The 16,191-nt window shown below is 53.3% G+C and carries 12 protein-coding genes, 6 tRNA genes and 3 rRNA genes; 20 read left to right on the top strand and 1 reads right to left on the bottom strand.

The features are described 5' to 3' along the window. Positions 1-2 precede the first annotated feature (2 nt). Positions 3-1,433 (bottom strand): peptidoglycan DD-metalloendopeptidase family protein, encoded by a 1,431-nt coding sequence (locus AC3RCP_RS28925; protein WP_007930198.1) that lies wholly within the window; start codon positions 1,431-1,433, stop codon positions 3-5. 211 nt (positions 1,434-1,644) lie between these two features. Between AC3RCP_RS28925 and tyrS the strand changes: the two genes are divergently transcribed. The 20 genes from tyrS to rplL all read left to right on the top strand — a co-directional run bounded on the left by tyrS (position 1,645) and on the right by rplL (position 16,055). Then, positions 1,645-2,844, top strand: a complete 1,200-nt coding sequence (gene tyrS, locus AC3RCP_RS28920; RefSeq protein WP_009045857.1) for a tyrosine--tRNA ligase — start codon at positions 1,645-1,647, stop codon at positions 2,842-2,844. 551 nt (positions 2,845-3,395) lie between these two features. Beyond that, positions 3,396-4,932: ribosomal RNA gene (locus tag AC3RCP_RS28915) — 16S ribosomal RNA — on the top strand. 65 nt (positions 4,933-4,997) lie between these two features. Next, positions 4,998-5,074 (top strand) — tRNA-Ile (locus AC3RCP_RS28910). 26 nt (positions 5,075-5,100) lie between these two features. Next, positions 5,101-5,176, top strand: a tRNA-Ala gene (locus AC3RCP_RS28905). Between the two features lie 239 nt (positions 5,177-5,415). Next, positions 5,416-8,307 (top strand): 23S ribosomal RNA (locus AC3RCP_RS28900). A 139-nt stretch (positions 8,308-8,446) separates the two neighbouring features. Continuing rightward, positions 8,447-8,562 (top strand): 5S ribosomal RNA (gene rrf, locus AC3RCP_RS28895). Together the 16S, 23S and 5S rRNA genes with 2 tRNA genes alongside form the textbook arrangement of a ribosomal RNA operon. 167 nt (positions 8,563-8,729) lie before the next feature. Continuing rightward, entirely contained in the window at positions 8,730-9,689 is a 960-nt protein-coding gene (gene birA / locus AC3RCP_RS28890) for a bifunctional biotin--[acetyl-CoA-carboxylase] ligase/biotin operon repressor BirA (protein WP_101339261.1), read from the top strand. Beyond that, positions 9,679-10,428, top strand: a complete 750-nt coding sequence (locus AC3RCP_RS28885) for a pantothenate kinase (protein WP_007924212.1) — start codon at positions 9,679-9,681, stop codon at positions 10,426-10,428. The genes birA and AC3RCP_RS28885 overlap by 11 nt, the downstream gene beginning before the upstream one ends. 7 nt (positions 10,429-10,435) lie before the next feature. After that, a complete protein-coding gene (locus AC3RCP_RS28880; RefSeq protein WP_101339260.1) occupies positions 10,436-10,873 on the top strand; it encodes a hypothetical protein in 438 nt (145 codons plus the stop codon). A gap of 142 nt (positions 10,874-11,015) precedes the next feature. Then, a tRNA-Tyr gene (locus tag AC3RCP_RS28875) sits at positions 11,016-11,100 on the top strand. Between the two features lie 24 nt (positions 11,101-11,124). Then, positions 11,125-11,198: transfer RNA gene (locus AC3RCP_RS28870), tRNA-Gly, on the top strand. Between the two features lie 26 nt (positions 11,199-11,224). Next, a tRNA-Thr gene (locus AC3RCP_RS28865) sits at positions 11,225-11,300 on the top strand. An 84-nt stretch (positions 11,301-11,384) separates the two neighbouring features. After that, the gene (tuf, locus tag AC3RCP_RS28860) at positions 11,385-12,578 is read left to right on the top strand and encodes an elongation factor Tu (protein ID WP_011063776.1); all 1,194 of its coding nucleotides are present in this window, start codon (positions 11,385-11,387) and stop codon (positions 12,576-12,578) included. Between the two features lie 54 nt (positions 12,579-12,632). Next, positions 12,633-12,708: transfer RNA gene (locus AC3RCP_RS28855), tRNA-Trp, on the top strand. A gap of 45 nt (positions 12,709-12,753) precedes the next feature. Continuing rightward, positions 12,754-13,122 carry a preprotein translocase subunit SecE gene (gene secE, locus AC3RCP_RS28850; protein WP_009045851.1) on the top strand — a complete coding sequence of 123 codons (369 nt, stop codon included), beginning with the start codon at positions 12,754-12,756 and terminating at the stop codon, positions 13,120-13,122. Positions 13,123-13,131: 9 nt separating this feature from the next. Continuing rightward, on the top strand, positions 13,132-13,665 hold the full coding sequence (gene nusG, locus AC3RCP_RS28845) for a transcription termination/antitermination protein NusG (RefSeq protein ID WP_002555501.1): 534 nt from the start codon (positions 13,132-13,134) through the stop codon (positions 13,663-13,665). 118 nt (positions 13,666-13,783) lie between these two features. Beyond that, the gene (gene rplK, locus AC3RCP_RS28840; protein ID WP_003176435.1) at positions 13,784-14,215 is read left to right on the top strand and encodes a 50S ribosomal protein L11; all 432 of its coding nucleotides are present in this window, start codon (positions 13,784-13,786) and stop codon (positions 14,213-14,215) included. Next, the gene (gene rplA / locus AC3RCP_RS28835) at positions 14,215-14,910 is read left to right on the top strand and encodes a 50S ribosomal protein L1 (protein WP_007925952.1); all 696 of its coding nucleotides are present in this window, start codon (positions 14,215-14,217) and stop codon (positions 14,908-14,910) included. The genes rplK and rplA overlap by 1 nt, the downstream gene beginning before the upstream one ends. Positions 14,911-15,108: 198 nt before the next feature. Then, positions 15,109-15,609 carry a 50S ribosomal protein L10 gene (gene rplJ, locus AC3RCP_RS28830; protein WP_007925954.1) on the top strand — a complete coding sequence of 167 codons (501 nt, stop codon included), beginning with the start codon at positions 15,109-15,111 and terminating at the stop codon, positions 15,607-15,609. An 80-nt stretch (positions 15,610-15,689) separates the two neighbouring features. Beyond that, positions 15,690-16,055, top strand: a complete 366-nt coding sequence (gene rplL, locus AC3RCP_RS28825) for a 50S ribosomal protein L7/L12 (protein WP_007925956.1) — start codon at positions 15,690-15,692, stop codon at positions 16,053-16,055. The last annotated feature ends 136 nt before the right edge of the window (positions 16,056-16,191 follow it).

Here is a 16,191-nt window from a genome sequence, read left to right as displayed (position 1 = left end):
GCTTAACGCTTGTTCGAAGCGAGCAGGGTGGCTTTTTCCTGATCCATCCGCGCCATCAGTGGCTGGCTTTGTTGCAGGAAGCGTGCGCGTTCCGCTTTGGCGATCGGATCGGCCATTGGCAGCTTCTGGCCCAGTGGATCGACGTGAACGCCGTTGACCTGGAACTCGTAATGCAAATGCGGGCCCGTGGAAAGCCCGGTGGTGCCGATGTAGCCGATCACCTGGCCCTGCTTGACGGTTCCGCCGGTCTTGACGCCTTTGGCGAAGCCTTGCATATGGCCGTACAGCGTGCGGTAAGCATTGCCGTGCTGGATGATCACGGTGTTGCCGTATCCGCCACGACGCCCGGCCAGGAGCACCTTGCCATCGCCGGCTGCCTTGATTGGCGTACCGCGAGGGGCTGCGTAGTCGACGCCTTTGTGAGCGCGGATCTTGTTCAGGATCGGGTGTTTGCGGCCCATGGAGAAGCGCGAACTGATACGTGCGAAATCCACCGGCGTACGGATAAAGGCCTTGCGCATGCTATTGCCATCAGCGGTGTAATAACTGCTCATGCCTTGTTTGTTGGTGTAGCGCACCGCGGTGTAGGTCTTGCCACGGTTGGTGAAGCGGGCGGAGAGAATGTTGCGGGTACCCACGGCTTTACCATTGACGACGGTCTGTTCGTAGATCACGTCGAACTCGTCACCGGGGCGAATATCCTGGGCGAAGTCGATGTCGTAGCCAAAGACGTTGGCCATGTCCATCGTCAGACTGTGAGACAGGCCGGCACGTGCTGCGGATTGCGACAGCGAGCTGTTGATCACGCCATGAACGTAGGCCGTGCGCACCATGGGCTTGGCGGTGATACGGCTGAAGGCGAAGCCTTTTGGCCCTTTGGTCAGGGTGATGCTTTCCAGGTCATTGACCTTGCTGTGCAGATTGTTCAACTGGCCGTCCGGACCCAGTTCGAACTCAAGTTTCTGGCCGCGCTTCAACTGGGTGAACTGCTTGGCTTGCTTGTCGCTGGCCAACACGTCATGCACCGAAGTGGCAGGTAGGCCGACCTTCTCGAATAGCGTGGAAAGGGTGTCGCCCTTGGCAACAATGACTTCCCTGTGATTCGCTGCCTTCTTTTCTTCCGCCACGGCCGGAGCAGGCTGCTCTTGAGCGGTTTCAGTGGTTTTCGCAGTGTCTTCGGGGCTGTTTTCGATTTGTGCGAACGGGGACGCTACGGCTTCATTTGTGGCTTGTGCGGCGTCTGCGGCGTCTTGATCTTGTGTCAGTTGCTCGGCCGGGCTTTCCAGGTCGAGGCTCAGAGTTGTTCTTTTGGCTTCTACATCGCTGGAAGGGAATACCAGGAGCGCCAGGCTGAGGAGGGCGGCGATGCCACTTGCGGCGAGCAGGTGGGTCTTCGGATAAAGCGGCGGGGCTTTAGGCGGTTCTGTGGTCATAAGTAATTTTGACTTTGAAAAAGATGAATTGGAAAAGATGAATGACATGATGAAGATGAAATAACTGTATAAAATATAACCAAATCATCTGTTAAGCAAGCCTGCGGACGTCCTGTTCGCGGAAAGCCATCCGTACGCCGGGCAAAACTTGTAATTGGGCGCTGATCTTGTATGGTTGGTTCCCTTTGAATCTGAGCCTTGCGGGTCTGTTATGAAGTCGGTTGAAGAGCAGCTAGCGCTGATCAAACGTGGTGCAGAAGAGTTGTTGGTCGAGTCCGAGCTGATCGAAAAGCTCAAGCGCGGCCAACCGCTGCGTATTAAGGCTGGCTTCGACCCAACGGCGCCGGATTTGCACCTGGGTCATACCGTGCTTATTAATAAGCTGCGCCAGTTCCAGGATCTGGGTCATCAGGTGATCTTCCTGATCGGCGACTTCACTGGGATGATCGGTGATCCGAGTGGCAAGAGCGCAACTCGTCCGCCTCTGACTCGCGAGCAGGTCCTCGAAAATGCCGAGACCTACAAGAGCCAGGTGTTCAAGATTCTCGACCCGGCGAAAACCGAGGTGGCCTTCAACTCCACCTGGATGGACAAGATGGGACCTGCGGACTTCATTCGCCTGACTTCCCAGTACACCGTTGCTCGCATGCTCGAGCGTGACGACTTCGACAAGCGCTATTCCACCAATCAACCCATTGCCATTCACGAGTTCCTCTATCCGCTGGTTCAGGGTTATGACTCGGTGGCGCTGCGTGCCGATGTGGAGTTGGGCGGTACCGATCAGAAGTTCAATCTGTTGATGGGGCGTGAGCTGCAGCGCGGTTATGGTCAGGAAGCTCAGTGCATTCTGACGATGCCGTTGCTCGAGGGGTTGGACGGCGTCAAGAAGATGTCCAAGTCGCTGGGTAACTATGTAGGTATCCAGGAAGCGCCGGGTGTTATGTATAGCAAGCTGGTCTCCATTCCGGATGCGTTGATGTGGCGTTACTTCGAGCTGCTGAGCTTCCGCTCCATGGATGAGATTCTTTCCTTTAAGGCAGATGTCGAGGCGGGTGCGAATCCGCGGGATATCAAGATCAAGCTGGCTGAAGAAATCGTTGCGCGTTTCCATGGTGAGGAAGCTGCAGCGAATGCTCACCGTGCTGCGGGCAACCGCATGAAGGATGGTGAGCTGCCGGATGATCTGCCTGAGATCGAGCTGGCTGCTGCTGAAGATATGCCGATCGCGGCTGTCCTTAATAAGGCGGGCTTGGTAAAGAACTCGGCAATGGCGCGTGACCTGCTCGGTTCGGGTGGTGTGCGTATAGATGGTGAGGTTGTTGAGCGTTCCTTTATATGGGCTGTCGGCTCGACTCATGTTTGTCAGGCCGGAAAGAAGGCTTTTGCACGTATTACGCTTAAATCCGAATAAAACTGAAAATAGGTGTTGACGGCGAATTATATCTCTCTATAATTCGCCCCACTTCCGGCGCAGTCGAAACGGAAAACTCCTTGAGATTCAACGAGTTGCGCGGTTTTCGGCAGTGGTTGCGCTTCAGTTCATCGAAGCCCGAAGGAGTTGATTCGGCAGTAAGTTTTCGCCGAGTTAACGATTCGATCTTCTCGGTCGAAAGCGGAGAAAAAGAGGTGTTGACAGCAGCGTGTAACGCTGTAGAATTCGCCTCCCGCTGACGAGAGATCGAAAGCGCAAGTGGTTGAAGTTGCAAAGGAAACTTTGAAAACTTCTTAAAATAACCGCTTGACAGATGCAGAGGCTGCTGTAGAATGCGCGCCTCGGTTGAGACGAAAGACTTAACCAACCGCTCTTTAACAACTGAATCAAGCAATTCGTGTGGGTGCTTGTGGAGTCAGACTGATAGTCAGAAAGATTATCAGCATCACAAGTTACTCCGCGAGAAATCAAAGATGTAACCAACGATTGCTGAGCCAAGTTTAGGGTTTTCTCAAAACCCAAAGATGTTTGAACTGAAGAGTTTGATCATGGCTCAGATTGAACGCTGGCGGCAGGCCTAACACATGCAAGTCGAGCGGTAGAGAGGTGCTTGCACCTCTTGAGAGCGGCGGACGGGTGAGTAATGCCTAGGAATCTGCCTGGTAGTGGGGGATAACGTTCGGAAACGGACGCTAATACCGCATACGTCCTACGGGAGAAAGCAGGGGACCTTCGGGCCTTGCGCTATCAGATGAGCCTAGGTCGGATTAGCTAGTTGGTGAGGTAATGGCTCACCAAGGCGACGATCCGTAACTGGTCTGAGAGGATGATCAGTCACACTGGAACTGAGACACGGTCCAGACTCCTACGGGAGGCAGCAGTGGGGAATATTGGACAATGGGCGAAAGCCTGATCCAGCCATGCCGCGTGTGTGAAGAAGGTCTTCGGATTGTAAAGCACTTTAAGTTGGGAGGAAGGGTACTTACCTAATACGTGAGTATTTTGACGTTACCGACAGAATAAGCACCGGCTAACTCTGTGCCAGCAGCCGCGGTAATACAGAGGGTGCAAGCGTTAATCGGAATTACTGGGCGTAAAGCGCGCGTAGGTGGTTCGTTAAGTTGGATGTGAAATCCCCGGGCTCAACCTGGGAACTGCATCCAAAACTGGCGAGCTAGAGTATGGTAGAGGGTGGTGGAATTTCCTGTGTAGCGGTGAAATGCGTAGATATAGGAAGGAACACCAGTGGCGAAGGCGACCACCTGGACTGATACTGACACTGAGGTGCGAAAGCGTGGGGAGCAAACAGGATTAGATACCCTGGTAGTCCACGCCGTAAACGATGTCAACTAGCCGTTGGGAGCCTTGAGCTCTTAGTGGCGCAGCTAACGCATTAAGTTGACCGCCTGGGGAGTACGGCCGCAAGGTTAAAACTCAAATGAATTGACGGGGGCCCGCACAAGCGGTGGAGCATGTGGTTTAATTCGAAGCAACGCGAAGAACCTTACCAGGCCTTGACATCCAATGAACTTTCCAGAGATGGATTGGTGCCTTCGGGAACATTGAGACAGGTGCTGCATGGCTGTCGTCAGCTCGTGTCGTGAGATGTTGGGTTAAGTCCCGTAACGAGCGCAACCCTTGTCCTTAGTTACCAGCACGTTATGGTGGGCACTCTAAGGAGACTGCCGGTGACAAACCGGAGGAAGGTGGGGATGACGTCAAGTCATCATGGCCCTTACGGCCTGGGCTACACACGTGCTACAATGGTCGGTACAGAGGGTTGCCAAGCCGCGAGGTGGAGCTAATCCCACAAAACCGATCGTAGTCCGGATCGCAGTCTGCAACTCGACTGCGTGAAGTCGGAATCGCTAGTAATCGCGAATCAGAATGTCGCGGTGAATACGTTCCCGGGCCTTGTACACACCGCCCGTCACACCATGGGAGTGGGTTGCACCAGAAGTAGCTAGTCTAACCTTCGGGAGGACGGTTACCACGGTGTGATTCATGACTGGGGTGAAGTCGTAACAAGGTAGCCGTAGGGGAACCTGCGGCTGGATCACCTCCTTAATCGACGACATCAGCTGCTTCATAAGCTCCCACACGAATTGCTTGATTCATTGAAGAAGACGATTGGGTCTGTAGCTCAGTTGGTTAGAGCGCACCCCTGATAAGGGTGAGGTCGGCAGTTCGAATCTGCCCAGACCCACCAATTACTGGTGCACCCTGTAGCGATACGGGGCCATAGCTCAGCTGGGAGAGCGCCTGCCTTGCACGCAGGAGGTCAGCGGTTCGATCCCGCTTGGCTCCACCATTACAGATTGGTGTCCATCGTTTAAAGCTTAGAAATGAGCATTCCATCAAGTTGATGGTGAATGTTGATTTCTGATCTTTATCAGAATCGTTCTTTAAAAATTTGGGTATGTGATAGAAAGATAGACTGGATAGCACTTTCACTGGTGTTGTTCAGGCTAAGGTAAAATTTGTGAGTTTAATCGCGAATTTTCGGCGAATGTCGTCTTCACAGTATAACCAGATTGCTTGGGGTTATATGGTCAAGTGAAGAAGCGCATACGGTGGATGCCTTGGCAGTCAGAGGCGATGAAAGACGTGGTAGCCTGCGAAAAGCTTCGGGGAGTCGGCAAACAGACTTTGATCCGGAGATGTCTGAATGGGGGAACCCAGCCATCATAAGATGGTTATCTTGTACTGAATACATAGGTGCAAGAGGCGAACCAGGGGAACTGAAACATCTAAGTACCCTGAGGAAAAGAAATCAACCGAGATTCCCTTAGTAGTGGCGAGCGAACGGGGACTAGCCCTTAAGTGGCTTTGAGATTAGCGGAACGCTCTGGAAAGTGCGGCCATAGTGGGTGATAGCCCTGTACGCGAAAATCTCTTAGTCATGAAATCGAGTAGGACGGAGCACGAGAAACTTTGTCTGAATATGGGGGGACCATCCTCCAAGGCTAAATACTACTGACTGACCGATAGTGAACTAGTACCGTGAGGGAAAGGCGAAAAGAACCCCGGAGAGGGGAGTGAAATAGATCCTGAAACCGTATGCGTACAAGCAGTGGGAGCAGACTTTGTTCTGTGACTGCGTACCTTTTGTATAATGGGTCAGCGACTTATATTCAGTGGCGAGCTTAACCGAATAGGGGAGGCGTAGCGAAAGCGAGTCTTAATAGGGCGTTTAGTCGCTGGGTATAGACCCGAAACCGGGCGATCTATCCATGGGCAGGTTGAAGGTTAGGTAACACTGACTGGAGGACCGAACCGACTACCGTTGAAAAGTTAGCGGATGACCTGTGGATCGGAGTGAAAGGCTAATCAAGCTCGGAGATAGCTGGTTCTCCTCGAAAGCTATTTAGGTAGCGCCTCATGTATCACTGTAGGGGGTAGAGCACTGTTTCGGCTAGGGGGTCATCCCGACTTACCAAACCGATGCAAACTCCGAATACCTACAAGTGCCGAGCATGGGAGACACACGGCGGGTGCTAACGTCCGTCGTGAAAAGGGAAACAACCCAGACCGTCAGCTAAGGTCCCAAAGTTATGGTTAAGTGGGAAACGATGTGGGAAGGCTTAGACAGCTAGGAGGTTGGCTTAGAAGCAGCCACCCTTTAAAGAAAGCGTAATAGCTCACTAGTCGAGTCGGCCTGCGCGGAAGATGTAACGGGGCTCAAACCATACACCGAAGCTACGGGTATCACGTAAGTGATGCGGTAGAGGAGCGTTCTGTAAGCCTGTGAAGGTGAGTTGAGAAGCTTGCTGGAGGTATCAGAAGTGCGAATGCTGACATGAGTAACGACAATGGGTGTGAAAAACACCCACGCCGAAAGACCAAGGTTTCCTGCGCAACGTTAATCGACGCAGGGTTAGTCGGTCCCTAAGGCGAGGCTGAAAAGCGTAGTCGATGGAAAACAGGTTAATATTCCTGTACTTCTAGTTATTGCGATGGAGGGACGGAGAAGGCTAGGCCAGCTTGGCGTTGGTTGTCCAAGTTTAAGGTGGTAGGCTGGAATCTTAGGTAAATCCGGGGTTCTAAGGCCGAGAGCTGATGACGAGTTACCTTTCAGGTGACGAAGTGGTTGATGCCATGCTTCCAAGAAAAGCTTCTAAGCTTCAGATAACTAGGAACCGTACCCCAAACCGACACAGGTGGTTGGGTAGAGAATACCAAGGCGCTTGAGAGAACTCGGGTGAAGGAACTAGGCAAAATGGCACCGTAACTTCGGGAGAAGGTGCGCCGGTGAGGGTGAAGGACTTGCTCCGTAAGCCCATGCCGGTCGAAGATACCAGGCCGCTGCGACTGTTTATTAAAAACACAGCACTCTGCAAACACGAAAGTGGACGTATAGGGTGTGACGCCTGCCCGGTGCCGGAAGGTTAATTGATGGGGTTAGCTAACGCGAAGCTCTTGATCGAAGCCCCGGTAAACGGCGGCCGTAACTATAACGGTCCTAAGGTAGCGAAATTCCTTGTCGGGTAAGTTCCGACCTGCACGAATGGCGTAACGATGGCGGCGCTGTCTCCACCCGAGACTCAGTGAAATTGAAATCGCTGTGAAGATGCAGTGTATCCGCGGCTAGACGGAAAGACCCCGTGAACCTTTACTATAGCTTTGCACTGGACTTTGAATTTGCTTGTGTAGGATAGGTGGGAGGCTTTGAAGCGTGGACGCCAGTTCGCGTGGAGCCATCCTTGAAATACCACCCTGGCAACTTTGAGGTTCTAACTCAGGTCCGTTATCCGGATCGAGGACAGTGTATGGTGGGTAGTTTGACTGGGGCGGTCTCCTCCTAAAGAGTAACGGAGGAGTACGAAGGTGCGCTCAGACCGGTCGGAAATCGGTCGTAGAGTATAAAGGCAAAAGCGCGCTTGACTGCGAGACAGACACGTCGAGCAGGTACGAAAGTAGGTCTTAGTGATCCGGTGGTTCTGTATGGAAGGGCCATCGCTCAACGGATAAAAGGTACTCCGGGGATAACAGGCTGATACCGCCCAAGAGTTCATATCGACGGCGGTGTTTGGCACCTCGATGTCGGCTCATCACATCCTGGGGCTGAAGCCGGTCCCAAGGGTATGGCTGTTCGCCATTTAAAGTGGTACGCGAGCTGGGTTTAGAACGTCGTGAGACAGTTCGGTCCCTATCTGCCGTGGACGTTTGAGATTTGAGAGGGGCTGCTCCTAGTACGAGAGGACCGGAGTGGACGAACCTCTGGTGTTCCGGTTGTCACGCCAGTGGCATTGCCGGGTAGCTATGTTCGGAAAAGATAACCGCTGAAAGCATCTAAGCGGGAAACTTGCCTCAAGATGAGATCTCACTGGAACCTTGAGTTCCCTGAAGGGCCGTCGAAGACTACGACGTTGATAGGTTGGGTGTGTAAGCGCTGTGAGGCGTTGAGCTAACCAATACTAATTGCCCGTGAGGCTTGACCATATAACACCCAAGCAATTTGCGCTTAACAGCCAGATTGCGGTGTGTGAAGACGAAACGAACCGAAAGTTCGAGAAAACACACAAACTATCGCATACCCAATTTGCTGAAGCGTCGAAAGACGACTCGGCACACCGAATTTCTTGACGACCATAGAGCATTGGAACCACCTGATCCCATCCCGAACTCAGCAGTGAAACGATGCATCGCCGATGGTAGTGTGGGGTTTCCCCATGTGAGAGTAGGTCATCGTCAAGATTAAATTCCGAAACCCCAATTGCGAAAGCAATTGGGGTTTTGTTTTTGCGCGCGGAAAAACCTTTCAAATTGCAGCTGCTAGCTGCTTGATTGTGCCTGGTCACGCTTTCTATGCAACAGCCTTAGGCATGGCTATCATGCCTGCCTCATTGTGAGGCGAGATCTGCATGCTGACATTGTTGGAGCTTCTGAAGGATGGGCGGTTTCACTCGGGCCAGGCCCTTGGTGCCGCCTTGGGCGTTAGTCGCAGTGCCGTGTGGAAGCAGTTGCAGCAGTTGGAGGCTGAGCTGGGGCTCTCTATCCATAAAGTTCGCGGCCGCGGTTATCAGTTGGCGGCCCCGCTGACGCTTCTGAATCCGGCTGATATTTACGAGCAATCAAAGGATTGCCCTTGGGCTGTGCTGGTTTTCGATTCTATTGACTCTACAAACGCCGAAGCTCTGAGGGCTGTCGAGCGTGGCGTGCCTGCGCCGTTCCTGGTGCTCGCTGAGCGTCAGACGGCGGGGCGTGGTCGGAGAGGGCGAAAATGGGCTAGCCCTTTTGCAGAAAATGTTTATTACAGCCTCGTACTGCGTATCGATGGTGGAATGCGTCAGCTTGAAGGGCTCAGCTTGGTAGTCGGGCTGGCGGTCATGCAAACCTTGCGCGAGTTTGGAATTGCTGGTGCGGGCCTGAAGTGGCCAAACGATGTTTTAGTTGGACGCAAAAAAATCGCCGGAATCCTGTTGGAGTTGGTTGGGGATCCTGCTGATGTTTGTCATGTAGTTCTGGGTGTAGGTATCAACGTCAGCATGCAGAAAACCGACGAGATTGATCAGCAGTGGACGTCTGTACGGCTTGAGTCCGGCAAGCAGGTTGATCGTAACCAGTTGGTTGCTCGGTTGAGCATGATGCTGAAGGCTTACCTGGAGCGCCACCAGGCCCAGGGCTTTTCCTCTATTCAAGAGGAGTGGGAGCAGAATCATTTGTGGCAAGGTAGTGCGGTGTCTCTGATTGCTGGGATCAATAAAATAGACGGTGTTGTTATGGGCATCGATCAGCAGGGCGCATTGCGATTGAGGGTGGATGGGGTTGAGAAGGTCTACAGCGGTGGCGAGCTCAGCTTGAGGTTACGCAATGATTCTTGAGCTTGATTGCGGAAACAGCTTCATTAAATGGCGCGTTCTGGATAATGCTGCGCTTGGGGTATTTGCTGAGGGTGTGGTTGATTCCGATGATGCTTTGGTCGGGCATCTGCGTACGCTAAACGGCTTGGTTTTGACCCGCTGCCGCTTGGTCAGCGTGCGCACGGCCGAGGAGACGAGCAAGCTTACTTCCATGTTGGTTCAGGCTTTTGGCGTGGCGGTGATCTGTGCTGCGCCTGCGAAAGAAATGGCCGGCGTACGAAATGGTTATGAGGAGTTTGAGCGACTTGGCCTGGATCGCTGGCTTGCCATGCTGGGAGGCTTTCGCCTTGCGGCTGGTGCCTGCCTAGTACTCGATTTCGGGACGGCGGTTACTGCGGATTTCATTGCTGCGGATGGCGAGCACCTGGGGGGGTTTATCTGCCCAGGGATGCCATTGATGCGTAATCAGCTGAGAACTCACACTCGTCGAATTCGGTACGATGATTTGTCTGCCGAGCGCGCGCTGGTGAGCCTGTTGCCGGGGCGTACGACGGTTGAGGCGGTAGAGCGTGGCTGCTCATTGATGTTGAGGGGGTTCGTTCTAACTCAGTTGGAGTTGGCGCGTGGTTACTGGGGGGATGATTTCGTAGTATTTCTCACTGGTGGTGATGCTGATCTGGTTTCTGGGGTTGTCCCGCAAGGGCGAGTGGTTCCGGATCTGGTTTTTGTCGGATTGGCTATGGCATGCCCATTGTCCTGAGGTTTTTATGCGCTGGTTGTTCCTGCTGCTTCTGGTTCTCAATGTGTTCTATTACGTCTGGCATCAGCAGGAAGTGCCTTTACGTGCCAAGGAGGTAACACCTCTGACGCTTTATAAAGGGTCCCAGCAGGATATCCGCTTGTTGAGTGAGTCGTCTGACGCTCTCTCTAGGCGTGACAAGGGTGGGGCTCAAGCCGATTGCCTCTATATAGGTGGTTTTGCTCGTCGTGATCAGGCTCAAATGCTCGAGCAGCGTCTGTCGGCATTGGGGGTGGAGGTCCGATTGAAGTCCTTGGGGTTGCCTGATGCTTCTGGTTACTGGTTGCGGGTGGCTCCTGAAAGCAAGCATTTGCTGGATGATTCGCTGCTGCAGAATCTTGCTAAAGAATTCAATGAGTTAAAACATAAAATAATGTCATGCGAAGGCATTGCAACTGCCGAATAGTTTGCATAGAATGGCGCCCGCTCCGCAGTGAAGACCTCTAGAGGTAGACGCAGCGAAGCGAGGTCAACGCAGCTAACCTCAGGTTTTTAATGAGAAAATGCTTGACAGAAGGGTGGCATGATGTAGAATGCTGCCTCGCTTAGGAGGGGTTCCCGAGCGGCCAAAGGGATCAGACTGTAAATCTGACGTCTACGACTTCGAAGGTTCGAATCCTTCCCCCTCCACCAGATTTAGCGTGAGCTGCAGGCTCCGCGGGTATAGTTTAGTGGTAGAACCTCAGCCTTCCAAGCTGATGATGCGGGTTCGATTCCCGCTACCCGCTCCAAGTTTGCAGGTTGTGCAAAGTGTTTCGCTCTTGTAGCTCAGTTGGTAGAGCACACCCTTGGTAAGGGTGAGGTCAGCGGTTCAAATCCGCTCAAGAGCTCCATATAACAAGGCAGATATGAAAATATCTGCCTTTGTTTTAATGGCTTGTGTGACTTGCTCAATTCTTCTCCTAGGGGTGATTTCGATGGCTAAGGAAAAGTTCGAACGTAATAAGCCGCACGTCAACGTTGGTACCATTGGTCACGTTGACCACGGTAAAACCACTCTGACTGCTGCTCTGACTCGCGTCTGCTCCGAGGTTTTCGGTTCGGCTCGTGTTGACTTCGACAAGATCGACAGCGCCCCGGAAGAAAAGGCTCGTGGTATCACCATCAATACTGCGCACGTAGAGTACGATTCGAATATTCGTCACTACGCGCACGTTGACTGCCCAGGTCACGCCGACTACGTCAAAAACATGATCACTGGTGCTGCCCAGATGGACGGCGCGATCCTGGTTTGCTCGGCTGCCGATGGTCCGATGCCGCAAACTCGTGAGCACATCCTGCTGTCCCGTCAGGTAGGTGTTCCGTACATCGTTGTCTTCCTGAACAAGGCTGACATGGTGGACGACGCTGAGCTGCTGGAACTGGTTGAGATGGAAGTGCGCGACCTGCTGAGCACTTACGACTTCCCAGGTGATGACACTCCAATCATCATCGGTTCGGCTCTGATGGCTCTGAACGGCCAAGACGACAACGAAATGGGCACTACCGCTGTTAAGAGGCTGGTAGAAACTCTGGATACCTACATCCCAGAGCCAGAGCGTGCTATCGATAAGCCGTTCCTGATGCCAATCGAAGACGTGTTCTCGATCTCCGGCCGCGGTACCGTGGTAACTGGTCGTGTTGAGCGTGGTATCGTTCGCATCCAGGAAGAGGTTGAGATCGTTGGTCTGCGCGACACTCAAAAAACCACCTGCACCGGTGTTGAGATGTTCCGCAAGCTGCTGGACGAAGGTCGTGCTGGTGAGAACTGCGGCGTTCTGCTGCGTGGCACCAAGCGTGACGACGTTGAGCGTGGCCAGGTTCTGGTTAAGCCAGGTACCGTTAAGCCGCACACCAAGTTCACTGCTGAAGTGTACGTTCTGAGCAAGGAAGAAGGCGGCCGTCATACTCCGTTCTTCAAAGGCTACCGTCCACAGTTCTACTTCCGTACTACTGACGTGACTGGTAACTGCGAGCTGCCAGAGGGCGTTGAAATGGTAATGCCGGGTGACAACATCCAGATGACTGTCACTCTGATCAAAACCATCGCGATGGAAGATGGTCTGCGTTTCGCTATCCGTGAAGGCGGTCGTACCGTCGGCGCTGGCGTCGTAGCCAAAGTCATCGAGTAAGTTCTTGATATATCTCCATCGGGCCGGCATAATGGTCGGCCTGATTTTGTTTTTAGGTCAGTAGCTCAATTGGCAGAGCGACGGTCTCCAAAACCGTAGGTTGGGGGTTCGATTCCCTCCTGACCTGCCAGATTCACTCGGTGTGTCTGGCTTTCTTTTCACAGGATCTTCATAGATGACTCCTAAAGCTGAAGCTCAAGGCTCTCGCTTCGATCTGCTCAAGTGGCTTGTAGTAGTTGCTTTGGTGGTCGTTGGCGTTGTCGGTAATCAGTATTACTCCGCTTCGCCGATCCTGTACCGCGTACTCGCTTTGCTTGCTATCGCTGCTGTAGCTGCCTTTGTAGGCCTGCAGACTGCCAAGGGCAAGTCTTTCTTTGTACTGGTTAAGGAAGCTCGCACCGAGATTCGTAAAGTCGTATGGCCAACTCGCCAAGAAACCACGCAGACCACGTTGATCGTAGTGGCTGTTGTTCTGGTTATGGCGTTGCTGTTGTGGGGGCTTGATTCCCTGCTCGGCTGGCTCGTTTCCTTGATTGTTGGCTAAGGGTGTCCCGTGGCTAAGCGTTGGTACGTTGTGCATGCTTACTCGGGTTACGAGAAGCATGTAATGCGTTCGTTGATCGAGCGCGTAAAGCTGGCTGGCATGGAAGATGGCTTTGGTGAAATTCTGGTTCCCACTGAAGAAGTGGTTGAGATGCGTAATGGCCAGAAACGCAAAAGCGAGCGCAAGTTCTTCCCTGGTTATGTGCTGGTTCAGATGGATATGAATGAGGGTACTTGGCACTTGGTCAAGGATACTCCTCGGGTGATGGGTTTTATCGGTGGTACTGCCGACAAGCCTGCGCCAATCACGGACAAAGAGGCAGAAGCCATTCTGCGTCGTGTTGCTGATGGTAGTGACAAGCCTAAGCCTAAGACTCTGTTCGAGCCGGGTGAGGTTGTTCGTGTTACCGATGGTCCGTTCGCTGACTTTAACGGCACCGTCGAAGAAGTTAACTACGAAAAGAGCCGGATCCAAGTGGCTGTGCTCATTTTCGGTCGCTCTACTCCGGTAGAGCTAGAGTTCAGCCAGGTCGAAAAGGCATAGCTGAACGAGAATCCCATACCCCGCAGCCCAAGGCTGTGGGGTTTTGTCGTCACTGGGATAAACGCGCAAGTAACCGGGGAGCCTTTCCAGGCGTTTGAACCCGTAATTGGAGTGCCTCATGGCTAAGAAGATTACTGCTTACATCAAGCTGCAAGTGAAGGCCGCACAGGCCAACCCAAGTCCACCCGTCGGTCCAGCACTGGGTCAGCACGGCGTGAACATCATGGAATTCTGCAAGGCCTTCAACGCCCGTACCCAGGGTCTTGAGCCAGGTCTGCCGACTCCTGTGATTATCACTGTTTACAGTGACCGCAGCTTCACTTTCGAAACTAAGAGCACCCCTGCTTCGGTTCTGCTGAAGAAAGCTGCTGGCCTAACCAGCGGTTCCGCTCGTCCGAACACCGTTAAGGTTGGCACCGTTACCCGTGCTCAGCTGGAAGAAATCGCGAAAACCAAAAACGCGGATCTGACTGCAGCTGATATGGATGCAGCCGTGCGTACTATCGCCGGTTCTGCTCGTAGCATGGGCCTTAACGTGGAGGGTGTGTAATGGCTAAGCTGACCAAGCGCCAAAAGGCTATCGCCGGCAAGATTGAAGCGGGCAAGGCCTACAGCTTCGTAGACGCAGCTGCTCTCCTGACCGAGCTGTCGACCGTCAAGTTCAGCGAGTCTGTTGACGTCGCTGTAAACTTGGGTGTTGACCCACGTAAATCCGACCAGGTTGTTCGCAGCGCTACCGTGCTGCCACACGGCACTGGCAAGACTGTACGTGTAGCTGTGTTCACCCAAGGCCCAGCCGCTGAAGCTGCCCTGGCTGCCGGCGCTGATCGCGTAGGTATGGACGACCTGGCTGCCGAAATGAAAGGCGGCGACCTGAACTATGACGTAGTTATTGCTTCCCCGGATGCAATGCGCGTTGTAGGTCAGCTGGGCCAGATCCTCGGTCCACGCGGTCTGATGCCTAACCCTAAGGTTGGTACCGTAACTCCAGACGTAGCTGGCGCTGTTAAAAACGCCAAGGCCGGTCAGGTTCGTTATCGCACCGACAAAAACGGCATTATCCACACTTCCGTTGGCAAGGTCGGCTTCGACGCCGTCAAGCTGAAGGAAAACGTTGAAGCCCTGATCGCTGATCTGAAGCGTATCAAGCCAGCTTCCTCGAAAGGTATCTACGTCAAGCGCGTTACCCTGAGTACCACTATGGGCCCAGGTCTGGTCATCGACCAAGGTTCGCTGGACGTATAAGACACAGGTTGACGTAAGAGATTGCGTCAATTGAAAGATTGGGGTCCCTGCCTGGCGGGGGCTATCCAAGACCGTAGGCGACGCAAGTCTTAAACCACAAGCCTACGCAGATGGTGCTCCCGGTTCCTTACCGAATCAGACACCAAAACGACATCCGGCCTCGGTTGGATGAAACGGTAACAAGCAGGAGTTAAACCCGTGGCAATTAAACTCGAAGACAAGAAGGCCATCGTCGCTGAAGTCAACGAGGCTGCCAAAGGCGCTCTGTCCGCTGTCGTGGCTGATGCCCGTGGTGTGACAGTAGGCGCTATGACCGGACTCCGTAAAGAGGCCCGCGAAGCTGGCGTGTATGTACGTGTCGTACGTAACACCCTGCTCAAGCGCGCTGTTGAAGGCACTCAATATGACGTGCTCAACGACGCGTTCGTCGGCCCGACCCTGATTGCATTCTCCAAGGAACATCCGGGCGCTGCTGCTCGTATTTTCAAAGAGTTCGCAAAGGGTCAGGAAAAGTTCGAGATCAAGGCAGCTGCGTTCGAGGGCAAGTACCTCGCAGCAAACGAGATCGACGTGTTGGCTTCGCTGCCAACTCGCGACGAAGCTATTGCGAAGCTGATGAGCGTGATCCAAGGCGCTACCAGCAAGCTGGCTCGTACTCTGGCGGCCATTCGCGACCAGAAAGAAGCTGCTGCTGCCTAAGGCACTGCAAGCCCTTTCAAAATCATATGTTTAATTTGATGGCTGCGTAGGCTGTCACCCCAATACAGGAATTTATAGTCATGTCTCTGACTAACGAGCAAATCATCGAAGCAATCGGCCAGAAAACCGTTCTGGAAGTTGTTGAGCTGATCAAAGCAATGGAAGAAACCTTCGGCGTTACCGCTGCTGTTGCCGCTGCTGGTCCAGCTGCTGCTGCCGCTGTTGTTGAAGAGCAAACTGAATTCAACGTCATGCTGACCGAAGCTGGCGAGAAGAAAGTTAACGTGATCAAGGCTGTACGTGAACTGACCGGTCTGGGCCTGAAAGAAGCCAAGGCTGTAGTTGACGGTGCTCCTGCCATGGTTCTGGAAGGCGTTGCTAAAGAAGCCGCTGACAAAGCCAAAGCAGCTCTGGAAGAAGCAGGCGCTAAAGTCGAGCTGAAGTAAGCATCGACTTTGTGTCTCCAGCCCAAGCGTTAAGCTGAGGCTGATGGCTGGTGGCTCTTGCCACCGGCCTTTTTCCGTTATTGGCAGCCGACTGGGTCGGTGTCTCTAACGTGCTGTAACCACCCTGTGCGGTGGA

This window comes from Pseudomonas sp. GW822-FHT05A08 (assembly GCF_058800485.1).
The sequence above is the reverse complement of the archived record's forward strand: the minus strand, read 5'-3'. Positions and strand labels throughout refer to the sequence as shown.